Source organism: Mannheimia massilioguelmaensis, assembly GCF_000940515.1.
Classification (GTDB): Bacteria; Pseudomonadota; Gammaproteobacteria; order Enterobacterales; family Pasteurellaceae; genus Basfia; species Basfia bettyae.
This window is the reverse complement of the sequence record NZ_CDQL01000007.1, coordinates 169,585-194,180: the sequence shown is the minus strand read 5'-3', so window position 1 is coordinate 194,180 and position 24,596 is coordinate 169,585. Positions and strand designations below refer to the sequence as shown.

Here is a 24,596-nt window from a genome sequence, read left to right as displayed (position 1 = left end):
TAGCACTATGAAACGATTTTTTACTTTTATTGTGACAGCCCTTTATTTAACTATTAACCAAGCTTCAGCTGCAGTTTGGACTATTGCTATTGATCCTGGTCATGGAGGTAAAGATCCTGGTGCTATTAGTCGCACAATGGGAATGTATGAAAAAAATGTTACCCTCTCCATTGCCAGTGAACTGAAGTCATTTTTAGATAAAGATCCTAATTTTCGTGCCGTATTAACTCGTCGTGGAGATTATTATATTTCTGTTCCTGAACGCTCTGAAATTGCTCGTAAAAATAAAGCAAATTATCTCATTTCTATTCATGCTGATTCTTCAACCAACCCTGAACTAAAAGGCGCTTCAGTTTGGGTATTATCTAATCGCCGAGCAAATGATGAAATGGGACAATGGTTGGAAGATCACGAAAAACAATCGGAATTGCTTGGTGGAGCTGGATCAGTATTATCCAGTAATAATGATGAGAAATATCTCAATCAAACGGTACTCGATTTGCAATTTGGACATAGCCAAAGAGCAGGTTATGAATTAGGCAATAGTATTTTGCGTAATTTTTCTAAAATTACAGATTTAAGTCGAAGTGTGCCACAACATGCAAGTTTAGGGGTTTTGCGTTCTCCTGATATTCCATCCGTATTAATCGAAACAGGTTATTTATCTAATATTGGCGAAGAAGCTAAATTAAGTTCACCAAGTTATCGTAAACGCATTGCCTATATTATTTATCAAGGTTTAGTCGACTACCGTAATCGCAATACAAATTCTGATACGAATACCACTTTCAAACCAATACCTATATCAACAGATAATAGTAATAGCGATAGTAATAATCAAAAACAAGAAAAGGAAAATATTGCTGATAGTGGTATTCGACATAAAGTCGCCTCAGGTGAAACTATTGCCAAAATAGCACAAAAATATCATGTTAAATCTGCTGATATCGTGACATTGAATAAATTAAAACGCCAAGATCTTTATATTGGCGAATCAATTAAGATTCCTGGTTCGTCACAGAATCTAGCCAAAGAAGAGACAAAACAAGAAAACAATCAAAAACAGCAGAAATCTTCAGATAATAATCAAATAAATTCTGATAATACTTATATTGTAAAATCAGGTGATACTCTATATAGCATTGCTAATAAATATAAAGTGAAAGAATCAGAATTACTGGAATTAAATAAACTCAAAAATAGAAATGCCTTATTTGCAGGTAAAAAACTTAAAATTCCAGCAAGTGCTAAGCCAATAGAAAATGCTGAACCAGAGAAATCAAAAGATGTTGTTCAAAACCTACAAAAAAATAAAGTAGAAAAATCGACGATTCGCTATCAAGTTAAATCTGGTGATAATATTTCTAAATTAGCAGAAAAATTTGGTATTAAATCGAGTGAAATTATTGAATTAAATAATCTTAAAGGTAAAAATTTATTAGTCGGGGCTATCATAAAATTGCCTGATAATGCTAAGAATGTACCATCTGAAGATAAACCACAAACTAAAAATACAACAGAAATAAAACAAAACAATAGTAGAAAGACTAAATCGGAGAAAGTTTCGGATAAAGCCACTGCAAAAACATCAGAAAAAACTAAAACAACGGATAACAATAAAAAATCAGCTAATAATGAAAAATCAGTTAAAGCTGAAAAAGTAAATAATAATGTTCAATCAGTAAGCAGTAAGAAAGTAGAAACTAATACAAATAAAGCTACTCATTCAGATAAAGTGACTAATGCCTCAAAAAATAAAGTTGATAATGCAACTAAAACTAAAGTCACCGACAAAAAAACTGAGTCAAAGGCTAAAGTACCGATTATTGAAGCTCAAAAAGCGACATCAACTAAAACAGTAATGAAGAAAAAGACGACGAATAAAAATAAATAGGATTTATTATGCCAATTCATATTTTACCACCACAACTGGCTAATCAAATTGCTGCTGGCGAAGTTGTCGAGCGTCCTGCCTCTGTGGTAAAAGAATTAGTTGAAAATAGCCTTGATGCTGGTGCTTCACGTATTCAAATCGATATTGAAAATGGTGGAGCGAGCTTGATTCGTATTCGTGATAATGGCTTAGGTATTCCGAAAGACGAGCTCGGATTAGCCCTCGCTCGTCATGCTACCAGTAAAATAGCGAGCCTTGAAGATCTTGATGCCATATTAAGTTTAGGTTTCCGAGGAGAAGCCTTAGCAAGTATTAGTTCAGTATCACGTCTCACGCTTACCTCTCGCACAGCAGAACAAAATGAAGCATGGCAAGTCTATGCTCAAGGTCGAGATATGGAAACCACGATTCAACCTGCTTCCCATCCTGTGGGAACCACTGTTGAAGTTGCTAACCTATTCTTTAATACGCCTGCCCGCCGTAAATTTTTACGAACAGACAAAACCGAATTTGCTCATATTGATGAGGTGATTCGTCGGATTGCCCTTGCAAAACCACAAATTACCTTTACGCTTACTCATAATGGCAAAGCAGTGCGTCAATATAAAAGTGCGGTACAAATTTCACAAAAATTAAAACGTGTCGCATCTATTTGTGGTGATGATTTTATCAAGCAAGCCCTACAAATTGATTGGAAACATGATAATCTTCACTTATCTGGCTGGATTGCTTTGCCTGGTTTTCATCGTTCTCAAAATGACCTTGCTTATAGTTATGTAAATGGACGAATGATTAGAGATAAAGTCATCAATCATGCTATTCGTCAGGCTTATGCTAATTATTTAAATAACGAACAATATCCTGCATTTGTACTTTATCTAGATTTAGATCCGAATGAGGTCGATGTCAATGTACATCCAACTAAACATGAAGTTCGTTTTCATCAGGCTCGCTTAATTCATGATTTTATTTACCAAGGAATAGTTAATGCATTAAATTCTGAGCAAGCTGATTTTGCTCAATATGATATTCACCCTGAAAAGAATGCTCAAGTTCAAGAACCCCAAGCTAATTGGCACATTTCAACAAACAAGCCAAATCGAGGGGCGGCAGGTCATAATATGTTTGAATCTGCGAGTTTTGCTAAACAAAATACAAAAACTTATTCTTCTACCGTGATGAATGATGGATCTCCTCGTTCTAATGCCTTCTCAGCAAAATTTTCTGAAAATAAACCGCACTTTTGCAGTGAAAAAGTCAGCAAAACAGAACAAAAGATTTATGCTGAATTACTCAGCTCAGTACCTGAAAAACAAAGTATTCAAGCTGAGGTGAAAATACCTACCGAAAAAAATATAAGTAAAATTTCTGCACCTGTAGAAATCGTTAGCAGTCAAGTAGTACGAACATTAGCACTAGTGAATAACAAAGCTTTACTGTTACAGCAACAGCAGCATTTTTATTTGTTACCTTTAAATAAACTACAAAAATTAAAATTTAAACTTTCATTGCAACAAGCATCCATTGAAAAGCAGCCATTGTTGATCCCTATTCTATTCAGATTAAGTGAATCTCAAGTTACAAGATGGCAGGCACAAAAGCATTTGTTTAAACAAATTGGATTCGAATTTACAGAAAATTTAGCCCAAAACCGCATTACTCTAAATGTCGTACCCAACTGTTTACGCCAACAAAATCTGCAACGTTATGTGATCACTGTATTAGAAAATGAATTACTAGAAATTTCTGAATTTTTAACCGCACTTTGTGAACAATTACAACTTGCAGAAATAACTATCTTTGCTGATGCAGTAAATCTGCTCACAGAAGTGGAAAGATTAACAAAACTGAGTGGAACAAATGAACTCTCAACGCTTTTCATTCCTGTCGATTTTAATTCTTATTTAGACTAATTATTTATTTTATTTATAAACGCCCAACAAAAAAGGCAATTCGTCATAAATTGCCTTTTTTGATTATCTAACCTAAATTAGTATTGGAAGCCTACTCCAGCTCCTGCAGAAACGTCTCCTACTGTATTAGCAGTACCTGTAAGTTTGATAATTACTTTACCATTATCCGATGCTCTAGACCAGCCTACCGCAACAGCTGATTGATCTTTATAAGCACCTACAGCCGCAGATACCATTGATTTACCTGAGGTATAAACTTGTGGTAAAGACATTCCAGCTGCGGCATTTGCTCCAATACCACGCATTTCTTTACGAGTGCTACTAACTTTAGCTTCAACATTACTTACTCGATTATTAATGTTACGTACGCTATTATCAATTTTAGTCACACGTTGATCCACCGCATGTAATTGACTACCATTTACTGCATCTTTAGAAGTTGCAGAAATTGTACCATTAGCAACATTAGTAATTTTCTTACTACCTGCATCTATACCTGATTTAGTTACACTTGGACCATTTTTAATAGTTACACCATTGGTTGTAACTTTTGTATCACCAACATTAACTTCTTTAGCATTAACAGTTTCAGAATTAACCACTTTAGCAGTTACCGAATTGACTTTAATATCCTTATTTAAACCAACTTTATATTCTTTACTACCTAAAGTATTAGGTTGGTTGGTCACATTAATATTATTATCACCCGCAACTACAGTTTCTTCTTTATTTTGACCACTGGCTGAAGAACCTGGATCGCCTTTATCTCCTTTAGCACCTTTTTCGCCAGGAAGGCCTCGATCACCTTTATCTCCTTTGGTACCTTTTTCGCCAGGAAGACCTTGCTCGCCTTTATCTCCTTTAGCACCTTTTTCACCAGGAAGACCTTGGTCACCTTTATCTCCTTTGGCACCTTTTTCGCCAGGAAGACCTTGGTCACCTTTATCTCCTTTAGCACCTTTTTCGCCAGGAAGACCTTGGTCACCTTTATCTCCTTTGGTACCTTTTTCGCCAGGAAGACCTTGCTCGCCTTTATCTCCTTTAGCACCTTTTTCACCAGGAAGACCTTGGTCACCTTTATCTCCTTTAGGCCCTTTAAAGTTAGGATCATTCTTAAGTGTTTCTTTATCTAAGCCAACAAATACGGTCTTAGTTCCATCACCATTATCTTTTTCAGCCGCATATAACCCATTACCAAAATCAAAACTGAGCTTACTTAAATCATATTTTGCCGTTGGAAGTTGTGTACCTGCTGTATAAGTATTAACGGTTACGCCATTGACTGTTGCCGTACCTTTACTATAAATAGATAAAGCTGGAGATAATTGAGATAATTGGGACATCGCCGCATATAATTGGCTACCATTAATTGCATCAGTACTTGTATTAGAAATTAAACCAGCAGCCACATTTTGAATACGACGTTCTTTACCCTCATCACCCACAGAGAATACGCCTACAGGCGTTGCACCTGCAAAGGTTAATACTTTACTAATACCATCAATATTTACTGTTTCTGTGCCATAAGTATCCATACCTTTTGTAACAGTTGAAGCTGCTAAGGTTTTAGCTCCTGAACCAATCGCAACAGATTTAGCAATATCAGCTGTAGCATTATGGCCAATAGCAATGATATCTTCTACTTTAGTTTCTAATTCACTATCAGAAGAACCAATAATGACATTATTAGAAACGCCCGTTACTTTATGTTTATCACCAATAACGATATTTTTAGTACTATCAGTTACGGTATTACTAGTTCCGATAATCGTCGTATTATCAACATTATTAGCTTTAATATTAAAACCAGTAATTAAGTTTTCAGTACTTGTATTACTACTGGTGCCAGTAAGTGTATTATTAACCCCAATTAATGAGGAACGAAGTGTATAATCTGCAGTATTACCGCCCCCAAAGGCCATAGTAGATCCTTCAGAATTAGCATCAATAATTGCTTGACGTAATTGTTCACTCATCTCATCAACACTGTTTACAGCAGATGGAGAGAAACCAATATTACTAATAGAGTTAGTAATTTTATTACCTGCACCATAGATTAAAGCTGCATTAGAATTTTCAGCGACATTTGCTAAACCCACAATGCTATTTGCAACACCGCTAGAACCTTCATATCCTTTAGAACGAATGCTATTTAAAGAACCTACGGAGACTGCACCAAAGTTTTGTGAACCATATAACAAACTATTAAAACCACCAGAACCATTAAAGCCACCAGTCATAATAGAATAGGCACCAAACATACTTGATAAAGCCCCTTTATTATAAGTATTCGTACCTACTGTTGTCATACCAACGATATTTGCTTCACCATTAGTATTATTATCAACTGTAATTCCACCCATTGTACCTTGATAAGTATGAGAACCTATTTGTACGCTACTTGTTCTAGCATAAGAATTCGTACCTATAGCAATACCACCAGCGATACGAGAAGTATCAGTTGGAGTATAAGTTTTATTAAAAAATCCACCACCAACAGTCCAGTTACCTGTATCAAAACTTAATTGATATTCCTGTTGACCAGATCCATTTAGTACATAAGCATTCTTACCAATCGCAATACTAGTTAATGAATGACCATTTGAAGCAACTTTTGCTGCATCCCCCATCGCAATACTACTTTGTCCATCTGATGATGCAGTATTACCAACCGCAATACTACCTTTTCCGGTCGCCTTAGCAGTATTACCTACTGATAATGCATTAGTTTGAGTTGCAGAAGCTTTAGGTCCAATAGCCATCGCACCTTCTTGCGTTGCACCATCATTTTTATAGTTAGCTACATCTGTTGATGAATTAACTGAGAAATACTTAATTGGCGCATAAAGCCCCATTAATGAATAAAGTTGAGAACCATTTATTGCATCTGTACTGTCTTTAGAAATTAAACCAGCTGCCACATTTTGAATACGACGTTCAGAACCTACATTCCCTACAGATACTACGCCAGAAGCATTACCACCTGCAAAATTAACGGTTTTCTTAACTCCATTAATGGTAAATTCCTGGGATTGATAAGCATCAGCACCTTTCGTTGTATTAGAAGCTGATAATGTTGTTGATTTTGCGCCTAAAGCCACCGAATTTTTAATATTCGCAAGTGCATTGGTTCCAACTGCGACATTTTCAGTTTTAGGCGCACTACTTCCAGTTCCTACAGCAATACCTAATCCATCACCAGGGGGATTTGTCGCGGTTGCAGCCTCTGCCACTCCAACAGATAAAATCGTTACAGCCATAATACCAGCAATATGACCTGTTACTTTACCTGCACGTTTTGCTAATTCAGAACATACATGATAAGCTTGACTGACTGGATTCAGTTTGATTTTAAAAATTTTATTCATTTGTTTTTCCTTACTGAAAAAGTATCGACTTACAGACAAAACAAAATATTAAATTTTACTTAAAAAAATATTAGTTAATTATTAAGTAAAAATTAAATTTTAATTAAGATTATTCTTAATTTATTATTTATCAATCAAAATATTATTTATTTACAATAATTTACAAAATTAAACTTATGATTAAAAAACATTAAAAATAAATGCAAAAAGTTATTTAAATTAATTTTTTAATAAAAAATTGATATTTATAAAAAACATACTTCGAAATATAAGAAAAATAGTTAAAAATCAAGATAAAAATCCGTTAGAATATATAACTAAAAAGCATATTAATAACTGGCTTTCTGGTTATTCAGGATAAGTTTAATAAAATATTACAAATTCATATGACATCTCAACCAACAGCAATATTTCTCATGGGCCCTACCGCATCAGGGAAAACAGATTTAGCCATTCAGCTACGTCAGGAATTACCTGTGGAAGTGATTAGTGTAGATTCTGCATTAATTTATAAAGGCATGGATATTGGTACGGCAAAGCCAAGTGAAGAAGAACTCGCTTTAGCGCCACATCGTTTAATTGATATTATTGATCCGGCAGAAAGTTATTCTGCTGCTAATTTTCGTTCTGATGCATTACGTGAGATGCAGAAAATTACCGCACAAGGCAAGATTCCTTTATTAGTAGGAGGCACAATGTTGTATTACAAAGCCTTACTTGAAGGGCTATCTCCACTTCCTCAGGCTGATGAAAAAGTGCGGTTAGAAATTGAAAAAAAAGCACAACAATTAGGCTGGTCAGCATTACACCAAGAATTATCCCAAATAGATCCCGTTTCAGCAGAGCGTATTAATCCGAATGACAGCCAGCGTATAAATCGGGCTTTGGAAGTATTTTATATTAGCGGCAAATCCATGACTAAGCTTACAGAGCAAAAAGGAGAGGAAATTCCTTATAATATTTTACAATTTGCGATTGCACCTCAAGAACGTACTTTATTGCATGAACGTATTGAGTCACGTTTTCATAAAATGCTTGAATTAGGTTTCCAACAAGAAGTGGAAAAACTGTATCATCGTGGAGATTTGCATATCGACCTCCCCTCAATTCGCTGTGTTGGCTATCGACAAATGTGGGAATACTTACGTGGTGATTATTCTTATGAAGAAATGATTTTTCGCGGGATTGCGGCAACACGTCAATTAGCGAAACGGCAAATCACTTGGCTAAGGGGATGGAAATATCCAATTCAATGGCTAGACAGTTTAAAAAACGCAGAAAATAAAGAAATTATAAAACAAGCATTTGATTTAGCTATGCAAACTCGATAAAAGTTGCTATATTGACAAAAGGGAGACGTATAGCTTCTGCACCTAAATTTTTATTAACTATAAATATAAGAAGGAAAATAAAATGGCAAAAGGACAATCTTTACAAGATCCTTATTTAAACGCATTACGACGTGAACGCATTCCCGTTTCGATTTATTTAGTAAATGGTATTAAATTACAAGGCCAAATTGAATCATTCGACCAATTCGTAATTTTATTAAAAAATACTGTAAACCAAATGGTTTATAAACACGCAATTTCAACTGTTGTTCCTGCCCGTTCAGTATCTCACCACAACGGTACGCCTCAACAACATTCTCAACAAGCCGATGCTCCAATAGCAGAAGCACAAGTCGAATAATATTGGATAAAGAACTTTATATTCACCAAAGTGCGGTCAATTCGACCGCACTTTCTTCTGGTACAAAATTATCAGCTCAATCTGATAATGCTATTGTTTTGCATGTTTTTTTCTCTCAAGATAAAAACCTTGAAGATCTGGAAGAATTCCAACAACTTACTTCTTCGGCAAATGTCCATATTCTAAAAACTATCACAACTGCTCGTTCCACGCCACAAGCCAAATATTTTGTAGGTTTAGGAAAAGCAGAAGAAATTGCTGATGCAGTAAAAAGTTATGGTGCTAATGTTGTTTTAGTCAATCATATCTTAACTCCTGCACAAACTAGAAACTTAGAAATGCTTTGTAACTGCCGTGTTGTTGATAGAACTGGAGTAATTTTAGACATTTTTGCCCAAAGAGCGCGTTCTCACGAAGGGAAATTACAAGTTGAATTAGCTCAATTAAAACACTTGGCGACAAGACTTATCCGTCGTAAAACAGGCTTAGATCAACAAAAAGGAGCGGTAGGATTACGTGGGCCTGGTGAAACACAGTTAGAAACCGATCGTCGGCTCATCAAAGTGCGCATTGCACAATTACAAAGTCGCTTAACTAAAGTTGAGAAACAACGCAATCAAAACCGTCAAACCAGACAAAAAGCAGATATTCCAACCGTTTCATTAGTGGGTTACACCAATGCTGGGAAATCCACCTTATTTAATCAAATTACGCAAGCTGGAGTTTATGCAGCAGATCAACTATTTGCAACACTGGATCCCACTTTACGTCGATTACAAATACAAGATGTCGGCACCACTATTTTAGCCGATACTGTAGGTTTTATTCGTGATTTACCCCATGATCTTATCTCCGCTTTCAAATCTACTTTGCAAGAAACCACTGAAGCCTCTTTACTTTTACATGTGATTGATTCAGCAGATGCAAGAAAATTAGAAAATATCACCGCAGTTAATCAGGTTTTAGAAGAAATTAAAGCCAATCAAGTTCCAACGCTATTGGTTTATAACAAAATTGATAACTTAGAAAATGTCACTCCTCATATTGTATATGATGAAAATCAAATCCCTGTTGCCGTTTATCTTTCTGCATTTACGGGAGATGGAATTGATTTATTAATTAATGCTATCCGCCAACGTTTAACTGATGAAATTCTTTATTTAAATTTAACTTTACAACCACAGGAAGGAAAAATTCGTCATCAGTTATATCAATTAAATTGTATTCGGGACGAAAAAATTTCTGATAAAGGTGAGTTTTTATTGGAAATTCAGGTTGATAAGGTGGAATGGTTAAAATTAGTGAAAACTTTTGCCCATTTAAATCAATTCACACCTCAAGGGATTTTAGATGAAATCAATATAGGCAAGCTCTAAATCGTTAAATAGCACGATGTTATTAAACAAAAGACAAACTGCGGTAGTTTTCTAAAAAATTTATTTTCCTATTCCATATTGTTTCAACTTATTTGCAATTGCTGTATGAGATACGCCCAAGCGAGTCGCTAATTTTCTAGTACTTGGATACTGTTCATAAAACTTACGTAATACACTTGCTTCAAAATTATTCATAATCTCTTCAAGACTCTTGTTATAAAATTGTTCTAATGTTAAAGGTGTAGTTTCTGATTCAGCTAAATTTAAACCATCAATAGATAATTGATTATTTTCTACTAATGAACAAGCACGATATAATGCATTATAAAGTTCACGTACATTACCTGGCCATTGATAAGCTTTTAAATATTGAATAAATGCTTGGTCAAATGGCGGCTTTTGTATCTCTAGCTGTCGGCTAATTAAATCAATAAAACACGAGGTTAATTGTGGAATATCTTCTATTCGATCTCGTAAAGCTGGAATCTGTAAGGTAAGTACATTAAGACGATGAAATAAATCACTACGTATTTTCCCTTCATCCACATAGTGTTGCAAGGAAATTTGTGAAGTACAAATAACCCTTACATTTGCATAACGTTCTGCTTCGTCACCAACACGACGAAAGGTTCCATCATTTAAGAAACGTAAAAGTTTCGCTTGTAAACTAAGAGGCAGTTCAGCAATATTGTCCAATAATACCGTTCCACCATTAGCATACTCGAAAAAACCCGTATAAGTTTTCCCATGATCAACTCGTCCAAACATTTCACTTTCTGCGTCACTATCTGGTAAACCAGCACAATTTACTGCGATAAACTTTTGCGTATTTCGAAGACTAAAATGATGACATGCCTTAGCAATTAGCTCTTTACCTGTACCTGTTTCACCTTCAATGAGTAATGGCGCATCTAACAAAGCAAACTTTTGAGCCTTCTCTAATAATTTTCTCATTTTAAGGCTTACTGCCACCACATCAGTAAAATATTCATATTGATTTACCGTAAAATGTGATGATGTATTGATTGCTGGCATATTTTTCTCTAACAGTTAATAAATGAAACAGGATAATAATTTTCTATCATACCTTGTGAATGTAAATAATAAAAGTTTAATGGCAACTTTTATTTACACATTTTCTTTATCTTTCATTTTTGATAAAGAAAAAACACTGGATTTTAACGAGCCTAACAATTCACGATGAATATGACTTAATTTAGGTTTCTCACTTTTTCGGAATTTCAGTGGGCGACAAAACTCCATTGTTTTAATACCTAATCGGGCGGTAAGCAAGCCTACACCAATACCTTGTGCCGCACGAGCAGAAAGTTTTGCAGCAATATCTCTAGAAAGCCAGTCCATACCTATTTCTTGTATAAGTTCTGTAGCGCCAGTAAACGCAATGTTCACTAAAATTAAACGCATTAATCGTAAACGGCTGAAATAGCCTAACTGAATGCCATAAATTTTTGCAATCTTATTGACTAAACGAATATTACGCCATGCAATAAAGAACATATCTACTAGTGCTAGTGGACTAATGGTAACAATAGTTCCCGCCTCAATTGCACTTGCAGTAATCAGTTTAGTGACTTTACTATCTATCGGTTTTAACACTTCCTGACTAAATAAATAGGCAACTTCTTGCGCTGAATAGCTATCATTAACTTGCTTTTCCCATTGAATAAAAGTTGGCGCCTGCTCATCAATATTTACTGCAGAGGCAATTTTTAAACATAATTGTTTACCTGATTCACTATCTTGTAGCTGAAAATTTTCTTGAGAATTGACCGCACTTTTCTCTATTAAATGTTCACTTTGTTGCTGCAAATCCATATGTCGTCTTAAATTAACTAAGTGACGCCATTCTTGAATTAAAGCAGATAATCCTAATACCACGACAAAAAAGCTAACTAAAGCAAAAACAAAGTAAATCCATTGGTGATTTTGCCAAGTATCAATTAACCATTGAATAGATTGAGCAACGGTTGCACCTAAAAATAAGATAATGCTAGCCACTAAGAGCTTTTTCCACCAACGAGGTTTAGGGTTAAGCGTTTCTTCAAACTTTTCAGTGAGTAATTCCCCTTCTAAAGTTTCACTATTCAATGCTTCAGAATCAACAGTTATCTCTGACTCACTAAACTCTTGTTTAGGTTTAAAATCAAAGTTAGATTGCGGATTTTCTGACTGTGAAAAAATAATTTTATCATTCATTAAACTCACCTTCTTTCCAAGAACATGATTAAAATTATAAATAACCGCTTAAGGTTTGTAAAAAGAATAAGATCATCGCTTAATTACTCCATCACCTTAGGATAAATCAGGAAATATCAAAGGATATGATCTAAATCACAAAAAAGAGTTTTCTTCACTTTTCTTGTTTTAAATACTAACTCTTAGGTGTTAATATTTATGCAAATTTTTTATTTATTACTATAGAGGTGATCATAATGACAACGTTTCGTATTGAAAAAGATACTATGGGCGAAGTGAAAGTTCCTGCTGATAAATACTGGGCAGCACAAACAGAGCGTTCACGTAACAACTTTAAAATTGGCCCTGAAGCGTCAATGCCACATGAAATTATCGAAGCTTTCGGTTATTTAAAAAAAGCGGCTGCATTTGCAAATACTGACTTAGGTGTTTTGCCTACTGAAAAACGTGATTTAATTGCTCAAGCTTGTGATGAAATCTTAGCACGTAAATTAGATGATCAATTTCCATTAGTTATTTGGCAAACTGGTTCAGGTACACAGTCTAATATGAACCTAAATGAAGTTATCGCAAATCGTGCACATGTCCTTAATGGTGGTAAATTAGGCGAAAAATCTATCATTCACCCAAATGATGATGTAAATAAATCACAGTCTTCAAACGATACTTACCCAACGGCAATGCACATTGCTGCATATAAAAAAGTCGTTGAAGCCACACTCCCAGCTATCGAGCGCTTACAAAAAACATTAGCAGCTAAATCTGAAGAATTTAAAGATGTTGTTAAAATTGGTCGTACTCACTTAATGGATGCAACCCCATTAACACTAGGTCAAGAATTCAGTGGCTATGCAGCGCAATTAAAATTCGGTTTAGAAGCAATTAAAAATACATTGCCACATTTACGTCAATTAGCATTAGGTGGTACCGCAGTTGGTACAGGTTTAAATACGCCTAAAGGTTATGATGTCAAAGTTGCTGAATACATTGCAAAATTCACTAGTTTACCATTCATCACTGCTGAAAACAAATTTGAAGCATTGGCGACTCATGATGCTATCGTTGAAACTCACGGTGCATTAAAACAAGTTGCCATGTCATTATTCAAAATTGCAAATGACATTCGTTTATTAGCCTCTGGCCCACGTTCAGGTATTGGAGAAATTTTAATTCCTGAAAATGAACCTGGTTCATCAATTATGCCAGGTAAAGTTAATCCGACTCAATGTGAAGCAATGACAATGGTGGCAGCACAAGTGTTAGGTAACGATACGACAATTTCATTCGCTGGATCACAAGGTCACTTTGAATTAAACGTATTTAAACCTGTTATGGCAGCAAACTTCCTACAATCAGCTCAATTAATTGCTGATGTTTGTGTATCATTTGATGAACACTGTGCAAGTGGTATTCAACCTAACCATCCACGTATTAAAAACTTGCTTGACAGCTCATTAATGTTGGTTACCGCATTAAATACTCATATTGGTTATGAAAATGCAGCTAAAATAGCTAAAACTGCGCACAAAAATGGTACAACATTGCGTGAAGAAGCGATCAATTTAGGATTAGTTTCAGCGGATGATTTTGATAAATGGGTTGTGCCTGCCGATATGGTTGGTAGCCTAAAATAAAGAAATTGAAAATTAAATGGAAAAGGCGACATCGTTCGCCTTTTTTTTATTTCAATTATTGATATAATCACCACAACTATTATTATTAAGAAATGTTTATGAAACTTAAATCGTTTTTCTTATCACTTTTCTGTTTGTTTCCTACGTTGGTTAATGCACAATGGATCAATGTCGGTAAGGCTGATTATAACTGGGGTCCTTTCCTCGTTTACACGGTTTCCTTAGATAGTGAAGATGGTCACTATGAAGCAAACCAATCACCACTTATGTTTTCATTTGATTATGCCAAACCAGTAGAAGGGAAAAATTTTTCAATTATTCTTATAAAAGAAATGGAATCTTTAGGCGCAAGCAAAGAGCAAACCACTACATGGCTAAAGGAATTAGAAACAATTCCTATGCCTGATTTTGCACCCAATGATCGTTTAAGTTATATTTCATTAGAAAATACTGGATATTTTATTTTGAATAACCAAGTAATTGATCATCAGTTTGATACTGAATTCAACCAATACTTTATTCAAGTATGGCTCTCAGGCAAAACTGGATTTGCACAAATCCAAAATCAATTATTAGGAAAGGAGAAAGGTAAAGTGAGCGAAACCTATCCTAAGCAACCTGAAATTGAACCACTTAAAGAAGATGATGCAGATCCTCAATTACCACCGAATTATGAGTTATTCAATATTACTCATGCGAATTGTTAATCTGTTTCTCTAAAAAATTAACTTCTAGCTCATCAACCATATAAGCTGAAGCTATAACATTAAATATATTCAATCAGCTTATAAATATAAAATCATAATTCCTCTAAAAAGAAAAAAGCCAGAACAAAAAGTTCTGGCTAAAGGGGTTTTATGAATAAAATATTTAAAGTTTAGCTCTATCAAAGTTACCCTTAGATAAAACGTCAAGAATTGTAAAGTTTTATCGATTTTTTGTCAATAACTTGACAAAACTTTTTACACTTTTTTATCTAAGGCAGATTTATTAAACAACATATTAGCCTAGATAATCTTCTAACCATTTGATTTTATTGTTTAATAATTCCTATTTATTTAAATAACCATAATTCAATCAATAGGCTTTGTCATATAGCCTTATTTAACTGAAAATACCTCATCACAACCAATTAATTAGTCAGCTATTAAGAGCTTATTTGCAATATCTATATTTTTATCAAAATCATTTGAAAAATTATTTTCATAAAAAAGACTGCACTTTTATGCGGTCTTATAGCACTTAATGAGTTCCACCCACGGTAATCTTTTCAATTTTCAAGGCTGGTTGCCCAACACCAACAGGAACACTCTGCCCACTCTTACCGCAAACACCAATACCATGATCAATTTCCATATTATCCGCGACCATAGAAACTTGTTGCATTACTTCAATACCACTGCCAATCAAGGTTGCTCCTTTTACTGGCTTAGTAATTTTACCTTTCTCAATTAAATATGCTTCTGTTGTAGAAAAAGTAAATTTACCTGAAGTAATATCCACTTGCCCACCACCAAAATGGGAAGCAAAAATACCATGTTCAATAGATGCTATAATATCTTCAAATTTACTTTGACCAGCAAGCATATATGTATTTGTCATACGCGGCATAGGTAAATGAGCATAAGATTCTCGACGACCATTTCCTGTAGGTTTAACCCCCATTAATCGAGCATTCATTTTATCTTGCATATAACCTTTTAATATGCCATTTTCAATTAATACATTACATTGTGAAGGTGTACCTTCATCATCGATGGTTAAGGAACCTCTACGATCAGATAAAGTGCCATCATCAACAATCGTACATAATGGTGAAGTAACTAACTCTCCAATCTTGCCTGAAAACAACGAACTTTCTTTACGATTAAAATCACCTTCCAATCCGTGCCCTACAGCTTCATGTAATAATACACCTGGCCACCCAGCACCTAAAACTACAGGCATTGGACCTGCTGGTGCGCCAACAGCCTCTAAATTAACTAAAGCTTGACGAACAGCCTCCTTGGCAAAATGGACGGCACGAATATCACCATCCACAGATTCTAAAAACCAATCTAAACCAAAACGACCACCACAACCCGCGCTACCACGTTCCCGTTTCCCATCTTTTTCTACTAATACAGAAATAGATAAGCGTACTAATGGGCGAATATCTGCAGCTAATGTACCATCTGTTGCGACAACTAATACTTCTTCATAAATTGCACTTAAACTAGCAGAAACACGGCTTATATAGGTACTCATTGTACGAGCTGCCTTGTCCACCAAATATAATAATTCAATTTTTTTCTCTTTGCTTAAGGTATCTAATGGATTAATACTCGCATAACGTAAAGGAGGATTTACTGAGGAAAATTTTGTAGGCACAACGATGCTTCCCTGTTTCGCAGTGGCAATTCCCTTCACTGCATTAGCACATTGCTGTAAACTGGCGAGATTAATTTGATCAGAATAGGCAAAGCCTGTTTTCTCTCCACTTATTGCGCGCAAGCCAACACCACGATCAATATGGAATCCCCCCTCTTTGATAATTCCATCTTCTAAAACCCAGCTTTCATCTTGACTTAGTTGGAAATAAATATCCGAATAATCTAATTCACGGTGAGACAGTTGATCAAAAATATTGGCGAGATCTTTTATACATAAATTACTTGGTACAAGTAAGCTTTGTTCAACTTTATTTAACATTCTGTTCCTAATATATTTTTAATTAAAAAAGCCATCTTAGGCATAATTATATATAAAAAGTGCGGTCAATTTTACCGTTTTTTAATGATCTTAACTAATCCACTGATTAGCTTCGCCTAGATCATTAAAATTTTTCTAAAACTGACCGCACTTTTCACAATTATTACATCACAACCACATCAAATTGATCCTGATTATAATATACTTCTGTTTTCACTTGCACTTGTTTGCCAATAAAAACCTCGAGCTCAGCTAATAAACCATGGCTCTCTTCATTAATCAAGTATTCTGCAACTGCCCTTGAAGCATACACAACAAATTGCTCACTAGAGAATAAATGATGCACACGAATAATCTCACGCATAATTTCATAACAAACTGTTTCTACCGTTTTCACTTGGCCTCGACCGTGGCAGGCTGGGCATTCACCGCATAAAACATGCTCTAAGCTTTCTCGAGTACGTTTACGAGTCATTTCAACTAAGCCTAACTGGGTAAAACCATTAACATTGGTTTTTACTCGGTCTTTAGCTAACGACTCTTCTAAAGATTGAATCACTCGATTACGATGTTCTTCTGCTTGCATATCGATAAAATCGATAATAATAATTCCACCTAAATTACGTAGTTGTAATTGTTGTGCAATAGCTTGAGTTGCTTCAATATTGGTATTAAAAATAGTTTCTTCAAGGTTACGATGTCCTACAAAAGCTCCAGTATTAATATCAATAGTCGTCATTGCTTCAGTTTGCTCAATAATGAGATAACCACCAGACTTTAAATTTACTCGCTTATCTAAAGCAATTTGTATAGCATTTTCTACCCCGTAAACATCAAATAATGGTTGATTACCTGCATATAGGCTTAGTTTTCCTACCATCTCTGGAATAAATTCTTCACAAAACTCTTTAACTTCATTAAAACAAAGCTTTGAGTCAATACGAATTTTCTCAATCTTCATTCCAACAAAATCACGTAATACTCGTTGTGTTAACGCAAGCTCGCCATATAGCATGGAACGTGTTGGATATTTTACTCGGCGCTCAATCACTTTACGCCACAATCGTTTTAAAAAATCTGCATCCTGTTTAAGTTCTTCCTCATTTACACCTTCTGCTGCAGTACGAATAATAAATCCGCCTAATTCATCACAGAAAGGCTCTGCCAATGACTTTAATCTTGCACGTTCTTCTTCACTTTCAATACGTTGTGAAACACCAACATGACTATTTTCAGGCATAAAAACCAGGTAACGAGACGGTAGCGTAATATCGGTGGTCAAACGTGCACCTTTAGTTCCTAAAGGATCTTTTACCACTTGAACAACAATATCTTGTCCCTCTCGCACTAGCTCAGCAATATCTTTCACGACAAATTGCTTTTGCTCCGTTTCATCTACACATTCTGTGTGAGAAACAATATCAGAAGCATGCAAAAATGCCGCCTTTTCTAAGCCTATATCCACAAATGCAGACTGCATACCTGGCAAGACACGAGTAACTCGCCCTTTATATATATTTCCGACCATTCCCCGTTTCGCTTGGCGCTCAATTTGAACTTCTTTTAAAATTCCCGTATCCACCAATGCGATTCGTGTTTCATTCGGGGTGACATTCACCAATAATTCAACTGAATCCATTAAAAATACCTAACTCGTCATTAAATTTATCAAAATTGTTATTAGTCTAGCGAAAAGGACAATGGAATAACAGGGCTAATTATTGTAAAATATGACTTTTCTCAAAATTTATCATAATAATCCACTAGCAATCATACTAATCCTATTGTAATAAGGCCCGCATTGAATATAGCTTCCTTATAAAGATAGGTTTAGTGGTATGGAGTTTACTAATGTTTGGATTGGATCCAACTCTAATTACATTTACTATTTATATTTTAGGCATGATTACCATTGGTATTCTTGCCTACCGTTATACAAAAAATTTATCAGATTATATCTTAGGTGGCCGTCGCTTAGGTAGCTTTGTAACAGCAATGTCAGCGGGAGCATCTGATATGTCTGGCTGGCTATTAATGGGCTTACCAGGCGCTGTTTATGTATCTGGCTTAGTCGAAGGTTGGATCGCAATCGGTCTCACGATTGGTGCTTACTTTAACTGGTTATTTGTGGCTGGGCGCATCCGTGTTCATACTGAATTTAATAATAATGCCTTAACTTTACCTGAATATTTTCATCATCGATTTGGAACTTCTCACCATTTATTAAAAATTATTTCAGCCTCAATTATCCTAGTATTTTTCACAATTTACTGCTCTTCTGGCGTTGTTGCAGGTGCAAAACTATTTCAAAATCTCTTTAATATAGACTATTCAACTGCAATTTGGTACGGCGCTTTAGCAACCATTGCTTATACTTTTATTGGTGGTTTTTTGGCTGTCAGTTGGACAGATACTATTCAAGCAACATTAATGTTATTTGCCTTGATTCTAACACCTGTTGTTATTGTGATTTCACTTGGTGGGTTTGATGATTTTTCTATAGTGATGCAACAGGCTGAGCTAGTACAACAAAAAGATTTTACAGATCTATTTACAGGCACAACACCTCTTGGTTTGTTAAGCCTAGCAGCTTGGGGATTAGGCTATTTTGGTCAACCTCATATTCTGGCTCGTTTTATGGCGGCATATTCAGTAAATTCTTTACATAAAGCCCGCCGCATTAGTATTACCTGGATGATGATTTGCCTTGCTGGGGCTATTGGTTTAGGTTTCTTTGGTATTGCTTATTTTCATGCGAATCCAAATGTTGCTGGAATAGTGAATCAAGAACCAGAACAAGTATTTATTGAATTAGCTAAATTACTCTTTAACCCTTGGATTGCGGGTATTTTACTTTCTGCCATTCTCGCTGCTGTTATGAGTACTTTAAGTTGTCAATTATTAATTTCCTCCAGTGCATTAACTGAGGATTTCTATAAAGGATTTATTCGCCCTAAAGCGACAGAAAGAGAATTAGTTTGGCTAGGCCGTGCTATGGTATTAGTGATTGCAGCACTAGCCATTTGGATAGCTCAAGATGAAAACAGCAAAGTATTAAAACTCGTTGAATTCGCTTGGGCTGGATTTGGCAGTTCATTTGGACCAGTTGTATTACTTTCATTATTTTGGAAACGCATGACATCTTCAGGAGCAATGGCGGGGATGTTAACTGGAGCGATTGTCGTTTTCTGTTGGAAAATTGTCATGCCAGTGGGTTCTGAATGGGCAAATTTATACGAAATGATTCCTGCATTTTCGCTAGCAACTTTAATGATTATTGTCGTATCTTTACTTTCACCAGTGCCTAATCAGCAAATTATCGAAACGTTTGAAAAAGCTAATGAAGCCTATAAAAAAGCACATTAAAATATGATTGATTTTCGTCCTTTTTATCAACAAATTGCTACAACTGATCTTTCATCATGGTTAGAATCCTTGCCATTACAACTAAAAGAATGGCAAACACAAACTCATGGTGAATATGAGAAATGGGTAAAAATTATTGATTTCTTACCGCACTTATCAACAGATCATATTGACTTAAAACATGCAGTCAAAGCTGAAAATGATCAGCCTCTCTCTGCGGGTGAGCAACAACGCATTATTTATCATTTAAAACAACTCATGCCTTGGCGGAAAGGTCCTTATCATCTATATGGAATTCACATAGATTGCGAATGGCGTTCTGATTTTAAATGGAATCGTGTTTTACCGCATTTATCACCTTTGCAAAATCGTCTTATTTTAGATGTAGGATGTGGAAGTGGCTACCATATGTGGCGTATGGTTGGTGAAGGTGCCAAAATGGTGATAGGAATTGATCCAACAGAATTATTCCTGTGCCAATTTGAAGCTGTACGTAAATTATTAAATAATGATCGTCGTGCGCATTTAATTCCCCTTGGCATTGAAGCAATGCAACCTTTAGGAGTATTTGATACCGTATTCTCTATGGGCGTACTTTATCATCGAAAATCACCTCTTGATCATTTAACGCAATTAAAAAACCAATTGCGTATAGGCGGAGAGTTAGTACTCGAAACCCTCGTCATTGATGGTGATGAAAATACGGTTCTTGTTCCTAAAGATCGCTATGCAAAAATGAAAAACGTCTATTTTATTCCTTCAGTAGACGCATTAGTCAACTGGCTTCAAAAGGTAGGCTTTACCAATATACGCTGTGTAGATGTTGAAGTTACCTCATTAGAAGAACAGCGTAAAACTGAATGGCTAGAAAATGAAAGTTTAATTGACTTTCTCGATCCCAATGATCACCGAAAAACCATTGAAGGTTATCCAGCACCTAAACGTGCTATTATTATTGCAAATAAATAAGGCTCCTAATGGAGCCCTATTATTAGCTTATGAACAACGATTATTTAGCTAAGCATTCTGAATAGCTATCAGCAGTTGATTGTAAGAAATTAGCATAAGAGCCTTTACCTAACTTAACTTTATCACCAATCGGATCTAAATGCCCTACATGAACACCAGTACCTTTACTTAAAGTTTCAATCACTTTAGGTGTAAATTGAGGTTCAGCAAATAAGCATGCCACTTTATGTTCTTCAATTTCTTCTTTAATGGTTGCTAAGGTTTTTGCACCAGGAGCAACAAGTGGGTTAATTGTAAAATAACCTGTTTGTTTTAAACCATATGCATCATTGAAATAGCCATAAGCATCATGGAAAACATAAAAACCTTTTTCTTTTACAGGCGCCAATTGAGCTTTAATTTTCTCACCTTGTTCATCTAAAGTGCGGTTAAAATCAGCTAAATTTTTAGCAACAAGCTCTTTTTTAGCAGGATATTGCTCAATAAGTTTATCTGCTAATTTCTGTGCGATAACTTTACTAATTGCTGGAGAATACCATACGTGCCAGTTTGTGCTTAAGCCATTCTCATCGTGTTCATGTTCATGGTCATGATGATGTTCATGTGCATCTGCATGATTATGCTCATGATTGTGAGCATGATCGTGGTCGTGTCCATGGTCGTGATCGTGGTCATGGTCATGGTCATGGTCATGGTCATGGTCATCATGATGATGGTGTGCAGCTTTTCCTAATAAAGGTTCTATACCTGCTAAATCTGCAATAGTAATTACTTTTTTATTATCTATACTACTTAAACTTTTTTCTAAGAAACTATCGACATCTTCACCAATCCATAATAATAAATCCGCTGATTTTAATTTTTTTACATCTGTTGGTTTAAGGCTGTAATCATGAGGTGAAGCACCTGGTGGCACAATAATTTCTGTTTCAGTTACACCATCAGCGATAGAAGAAGCAATAAAGCCTAATGGTTTTACTGAAGTCACAATATTTGCATTTGCTACACAAGCAGCAGAAGCTACCACGCTAGCAAGTAATCCTTTAGTAAATATTTTATTTAAATTTTTCATAGTTTAATCCTTAATTAGTCTAAATATGCTTATGCAAATCGTATTTAGATTACTCTTTTTATCTTTAATTAGCTATCTTTTTTTTTATAAAAAAATAAGTAATCAGTTCGAAAGCAATTTATCAATCACACGAGAAACCGCAAAAAAACCAAAGGTTGCTGTAACCATGGTTGCTGCACCAAACCCATTTGCACAATTCATCGTTGGAGAAATAGCACATTCTTTTTCCATTTGAGGAAAAATTAATGGTTGTGTGGAAAATACACAATCTACACCAAATTTACGTTTAGGATTTTGGCTAAAATGATATTCTTTGCGTAAAAGTGACCGCACTTTTGAAGCAAGAGGATCCTGAATTGTTTTACTTAAATCCTTAATTTGAATTTGTGTAGGATCAGTTTGTCCACCCGCTCCACCGATCATAATCACTTTAATTTTATTACGTTTACAATAAGCAATCAGAGCTGCCTTAGTTTTTACATGATCAATCGCATCAATAACATAATCATAACCACAATCAAGATATTCATCCAAATTATCTATGGAAATAAAATCGTCAATGATGTTGACTTCGCATTCTGGATTAATCAGCTCTATGCGTTGTTTCATCACTTCCGTTTTAAGCTTTCCAACATTACCAGTCAATGCATGAATTTGACGATTTATATTGGTAACACAAATATCATCCATATCAATTAAGGTTATTTTACCTATACCTGAACGGGCTAACGCTTCCACACACCAAGAACCTACGCCACCAATACCAATGACACAAATATGGGCATGACGTAAACGTGTTAAACCTTGTGTTGTGTATAAACGAGCAATGCCTCCAAACCGTTGTTCATAATTATCAACAGACGCCATCTAAACTCACCTCGTTATGACATAATAAGTTGGCACGAGTTTATTCTCGTGCCAATCTTTATTTATCTACTAAAAAATTAAATAAATTAACGTAAAATCCAAACTCGACCATAATGTTTTAATAAACCTGATACATGGCCAGCCTTATCTCCAACACCTTGGTACAAATCAAAGTGATTCCCTTTCACTGCGCCGCCCACATCTAGTGCGATCATTAAATGCAGTTTATGTTTACCTGTCCAATTACCTTGATCATCAATCTGTGGAATCTCAACTAAAAGTATTGAACCTGATGGTATAATATTACGGTCAGATGCCACAGAGGCCAACGGAACCAAAGGAACACCTGCGGAGCCTTTTACTTTACCTGCTGGATCATTTTTAAAAAATACATAAGATGGATTACGCTCAAGCAAGCTTTGTAACCGTGAAGGATTAAGTTTTGCCCAATCACGAATAGCTTGAATAGACATTTTCTCTTTGGCTATTTCACCATCCTCTACTAATAAACGTCCAATGGCTTGGTATTTATAACCATTCTGTCCTGCATAGGCAAAATAATTTAAATTACCATCGCCAAAATCCACATAACCACTCCCCTGCACACCTAGGAGAAAATTATCCAGCATAGAATCACTATAAGCTAATTCTAATCCCTGACCAACTAATGCTCCTTGATAAATTTGAGCTCGAGTGAAACGTTTTTGTGAAGGCAAAGCATAAATAGGATGTTGATACTGTCCTTGTGGCACACGACGAGCATGAATCACTGGAGAATAATAACCTGTTAAAAGGACATTTTGATAACCATCTTCACCTGCCATCACTTGTGGACGAATACCATAATTCTCTAATTGGGTAACATCAGCCCCAGAAATAACCCACTGCATCACCTTACTATAATTTTCAGCGTAAGTTGAAGTAATGGCAGTGGAATATGTACGCACATTTGATAATTGAGTTAAAAAATCCCCTTGATTAACAACCCCTGAATAATTATCAACCGACATCGTAGAAAATAAATTGGTCGTATATGAACGATCCTTATATTTTGCTCCAAATTTTTGCAAATCAATGGAAGTATTCACGCCTGAACTCGAAGATCCTCGTCTAGATACATCAGATGAACAAGAAGCTAAAATAGTAGCAACGCAAAGCATGGTTACTTTGAGTAAAAAACGCTTTTTAAATAGCATGGTAAAGTCCTAATAAAATAGAAAGAGACAATGATTGAAATTAAGTCGTGATATTTAAATGTTAGGCTTAATGTAAGCGAGCTATGCTATCAAAAAATAGCACAACTCTCTAATCTTTTTTCTATAATTTACATTCAGGCTAATAAACATTCCATTGTTGATTAATTAGTCATTTTGACTATTTTTATTGCAAACAAATCATTTAACATAAAATTTTCTTGCAATTAATCCAAAAGCGAGTATATTACATCGCATCTGACGCGGGGTGGAGCAGCTTGGTAGCTCGTCGGGCTCATAACCCGAAGGTCGTTGGTTCAAATCCGGCCCCCGCAACCAAATTC

The 24,596-nt window shown here is 35.3% G+C and carries 17 protein-coding genes and 1 tRNA gene; 10 read left to right on the top strand and 8 right to left on the bottom strand.

Annotation, left to right across the window (positions count from 1 at the left end; all coding sequences use genetic code 11):
- Positions 1–7 precede the first annotated feature (7 nt).
- Positions 8–1,894 carry an N-acetylmuramoyl-L-alanine amidase gene (locus tag BN1226_RS07490; protein ID WP_044470663.1) on the top strand — a complete coding sequence of 629 codons (1,887 nt, stop codon included), beginning with the start codon at positions 8–10 and terminating at the stop codon, positions 1,892–1,894.
- 8 nt (positions 1,895–1,902) lie between these two features.
- Positions 1,903–3,807: a DNA mismatch repair endonuclease MutL gene (gene mutL, locus BN1226_RS07485; protein ID WP_044470662.1), complete on the top strand. Its 1,905-nt coding sequence runs from the start codon at positions 1,903–1,905 to the stop codon at positions 3,805–3,807.
- Positions 3,808–3,884: 77 nt separating this feature from the next.
- Here mutL and BN1226_RS10455 read toward each other — a convergent pair whose 3' ends face one another.
- Positions 3,885–7,175 (bottom strand): YadA-like family protein, encoded by a 3,291-nt coding sequence (locus BN1226_RS10455; protein ID WP_052506691.1) that lies wholly within the window; start codon positions 7,173–7,175, stop codon positions 3,885–3,887.
- Positions 7,176–7,561: 386 nt separating this feature from the next.
- On the opposite strand from BN1226_RS10455, the gene miaA reads away from it, so the two are divergent.
- The 3 genes from miaA (at position 7,562) to hflX (ending at position 10,243) form a co-directional block, all read left to right on the top strand.
- On the top strand, positions 7,562–8,506 hold the full coding sequence (miaA, locus tag BN1226_RS07470; RefSeq protein ID WP_044470661.1) for a tRNA (adenosine(37)-N6)-dimethylallyltransferase MiaA: 945 nt from the start codon (positions 7,562–7,564) through the stop codon (positions 8,504–8,506).
- Positions 8,507–8,588: 82 nt separating this feature from the next.
- Positions 8,589–8,867, top strand: a complete 279-nt coding sequence (hfq, locus tag BN1226_RS07465) for an RNA chaperone Hfq (protein WP_005761612.1) — start codon at positions 8,589–8,591, stop codon at positions 8,865–8,867.
- Positions 8,868–8,869: 2 nt separating this feature from the next.
- Positions 8,870–10,243 (top strand): ribosome rescue GTPase HflX, encoded by a 1,374-nt coding sequence (gene hflX, locus BN1226_RS07460; protein ID WP_044470660.1) that lies wholly within the window; start codon positions 8,870–8,872, stop codon positions 10,241–10,243.
- 60 nt (positions 10,244–10,303) lie between these two features.
- Here hflX and BN1226_RS07455 read toward each other — a convergent pair whose 3' ends face one another.
- Positions 10,304–11,278, bottom strand: a complete 975-nt coding sequence (locus tag BN1226_RS07455; RefSeq protein WP_044470659.1) for a sigma 54-interacting transcriptional regulator — start codon at positions 11,276–11,278, stop codon at positions 10,304–10,306.
- Positions 11,279–11,371: 93 nt separating this feature from the next.
- A complete protein-coding gene (locus BN1226_RS07450) occupies positions 11,372–12,460 on the bottom strand; it encodes a TIGR01620 family protein (RefSeq protein ID WP_044470658.1) in 1,089 nt (362 codons plus the stop codon).
- Positions 12,461–12,696: 236 nt separating this feature from the next.
- Between BN1226_RS07450 and fumC the strand changes: the two genes are divergently transcribed.
- The gene (fumC, locus tag BN1226_RS07445) at positions 12,697–14,094 is read left to right on the top strand and encodes a class II fumarate hydratase (RefSeq protein WP_044470657.1); all 1,398 of its coding nucleotides are present in this window, start codon (positions 12,697–12,699) and stop codon (positions 14,092–14,094) included.
- 98 nt (positions 14,095–14,192) lie between these two features.
- The gene (locus tag BN1226_RS07440; protein WP_044470656.1) at positions 14,193–14,801 is read left to right on the top strand and encodes a hypothetical protein; all 609 of its coding nucleotides are present in this window, start codon (positions 14,193–14,195) and stop codon (positions 14,799–14,801) included.
- Between the two features lie 535 nt (positions 14,802–15,336).
- Here BN1226_RS07440 and tldD read toward each other — a convergent pair.
- Positions 15,337–16,785, bottom strand: coding sequence for a metalloprotease TldD (tldD, locus tag BN1226_RS07435; protein WP_044470655.1), 1,449 nt, complete (start codon positions 16,783–16,785; stop codon positions 15,337–15,339).
- A 163-nt stretch (positions 16,786–16,948) separates the two neighbouring features.
- Positions 16,949–18,424 (bottom strand): ribonuclease G, encoded by a 1,476-nt coding sequence (rng, locus tag BN1226_RS07430; RefSeq protein WP_044470654.1) that lies wholly within the window; start codon positions 18,422–18,424, stop codon positions 16,949–16,951.
- A 212-nt stretch (positions 18,425–18,636) separates the two neighbouring features.
- Here rng and putP point away from each other — a divergent pair, with 212 nt between their 5' ends.
- Positions 18,637–20,151, top strand: coding sequence for a sodium/proline symporter PutP (gene putP, locus BN1226_RS07425; RefSeq protein ID WP_044470653.1), 1,515 nt, complete (start codon positions 18,637–18,639; stop codon positions 20,149–20,151).
- Positions 20,152–20,154: 3 nt separating this feature from the next.
- On the top strand, positions 20,155–21,120 hold the full coding sequence (gene cmoB / locus BN1226_RS07420) for a tRNA 5-methoxyuridine(34)/uridine 5-oxyacetic acid(34) synthase CmoB (RefSeq protein WP_044470652.1): 966 nt from the start codon (positions 20,155–20,157) through the stop codon (positions 21,118–21,120).
- 40 nt (positions 21,121–21,160) lie between these two features.
- Here cmoB and znuA read toward each other — a convergent pair whose 3' ends face one another.
- The 3 genes from znuA to mltA all read right to left on the bottom strand — a co-directional run bounded on the left by znuA (position 21,161) and on the right by mltA (position 24,255).
- Complete coding sequence (gene znuA / locus BN1226_RS07415) at positions 21,161–22,192, bottom strand: zinc ABC transporter substrate-binding protein ZnuA (protein ID WP_044470651.1); 1,032 nt, start codon at positions 22,190–22,192, stop codon at positions 21,161–21,163.
- A gap of 102 nt (positions 22,193–22,294) precedes the next feature.
- A complete protein-coding gene (gene tcdA / locus BN1226_RS07410; RefSeq protein ID WP_044470650.1) occupies positions 22,295–23,059 on the bottom strand; it encodes a tRNA cyclic N6-threonylcarbamoyladenosine(37) synthase TcdA in 765 nt (254 codons plus the stop codon).
- An 86-nt stretch (positions 23,060–23,145) separates the two neighbouring features.
- Entirely contained in the window at positions 23,146–24,255 is a 1,110-nt protein-coding gene (gene mltA / locus BN1226_RS07405; protein ID WP_044470649.1) for a murein transglycosylase A, read from the bottom strand.
- Between the two features lie 259 nt (positions 24,256–24,514).
- On the opposite strand from mltA, the gene BN1226_RS07400 reads away from it, so the two are divergent.
- Positions 24,515–24,591 (top strand) — tRNA-Met (locus BN1226_RS07400).
- Positions 24,592–24,596: the final 5 nt, after the last annotated feature.

Excerpts from the sequence above, each read along its gene's own strand:
- BN1226_RS07490 (WP_044470663.1), top strand. The coding sequence starts at position 8 with ATGAAACGATTTTTTACTTTTATTGTGACAGCCCTTTATTTAACTATT.
- mutL (WP_044470662.1), top strand. The coding sequence starts at position 1,903 with ATGCCAATTCATATTTTACCACCACAACTGGCTAATCAAATTGCTGCT.
- BN1226_RS10455 (WP_052506691.1), bottom strand. The coding sequence starts at position 7,175 with ATGAATAAAATTTTTAAAATCAAACTGAATCCAGTCAGTCAAGCTTAT.
- miaA (WP_044470661.1), top strand. The coding sequence starts at position 7,562 with ATGACATCTCAACCAACAGCAATATTTCTCATGGGCCCTACCGCATCA.
- hfq (WP_005761612.1), top strand. The coding sequence starts at position 8,589 with ATGGCAAAAGGACAATCTTTACAAGATCCTTATTTAAACGCATTACGA.
- BN1226_RS07455 (WP_044470659.1), bottom strand. The coding sequence starts at position 11,278 with ATGCCAGCAATCAATACATCATCACATTTTACGGTAAATCAATATGAA.
- BN1226_RS07450 (WP_044470658.1), bottom strand. The coding sequence starts at position 12,460 with ATGAATGATAAAATTATTTTTTCACAGTCAGAAAATCCGCAATCTAAC.
- fumC (WP_044470657.1), top strand. The coding sequence starts at position 12,697 with ATGACAACGTTTCGTATTGAAAAAGATACTATGGGCGAAGTGAAAGTT.
- BN1226_RS07440 (WP_044470656.1), top strand. The coding sequence starts at position 14,193 with ATGAAACTTAAATCGTTTTTCTTATCACTTTTCTGTTTGTTTCCTACG.
- tldD (WP_044470655.1), bottom strand. The coding sequence starts at position 16,785 with ATGTTAAATAAAGTTGAACAAAGCTTACTTGTACCAAGTAATTTATGT.
- rng (WP_044470654.1), bottom strand. The coding sequence starts at position 18,424 with ATGGATTCAGTTGAATTATTGGTGAATGTCACCCCGAATGAAACACGA.
- putP (WP_044470653.1), top strand. The coding sequence starts at position 18,637 with ATGTTTGGATTGGATCCAACTCTAATTACATTTACTATTTATATTTTA.
- cmoB (WP_044470652.1), top strand. The coding sequence starts at position 20,155 with ATGATTGATTTTCGTCCTTTTTATCAACAAATTGCTACAACTGATCTT.
- znuA (WP_044470651.1), bottom strand. The coding sequence starts at position 22,192 with ATGAAAAATTTAAATAAAATATTTACTAAAGGATTACTTGCTAGCGTG.
- tcdA (WP_044470650.1), bottom strand. The coding sequence starts at position 23,059 with ATGGCGTCTGTTGATAATTATGAACAACGGTTTGGAGGCATTGCTCGT.
- mltA (WP_044470649.1), bottom strand. The coding sequence starts at position 24,255 with ATGCTATTTAAAAAGCGTTTTTTACTCAAAGTAACCATGCTTTGCGTT.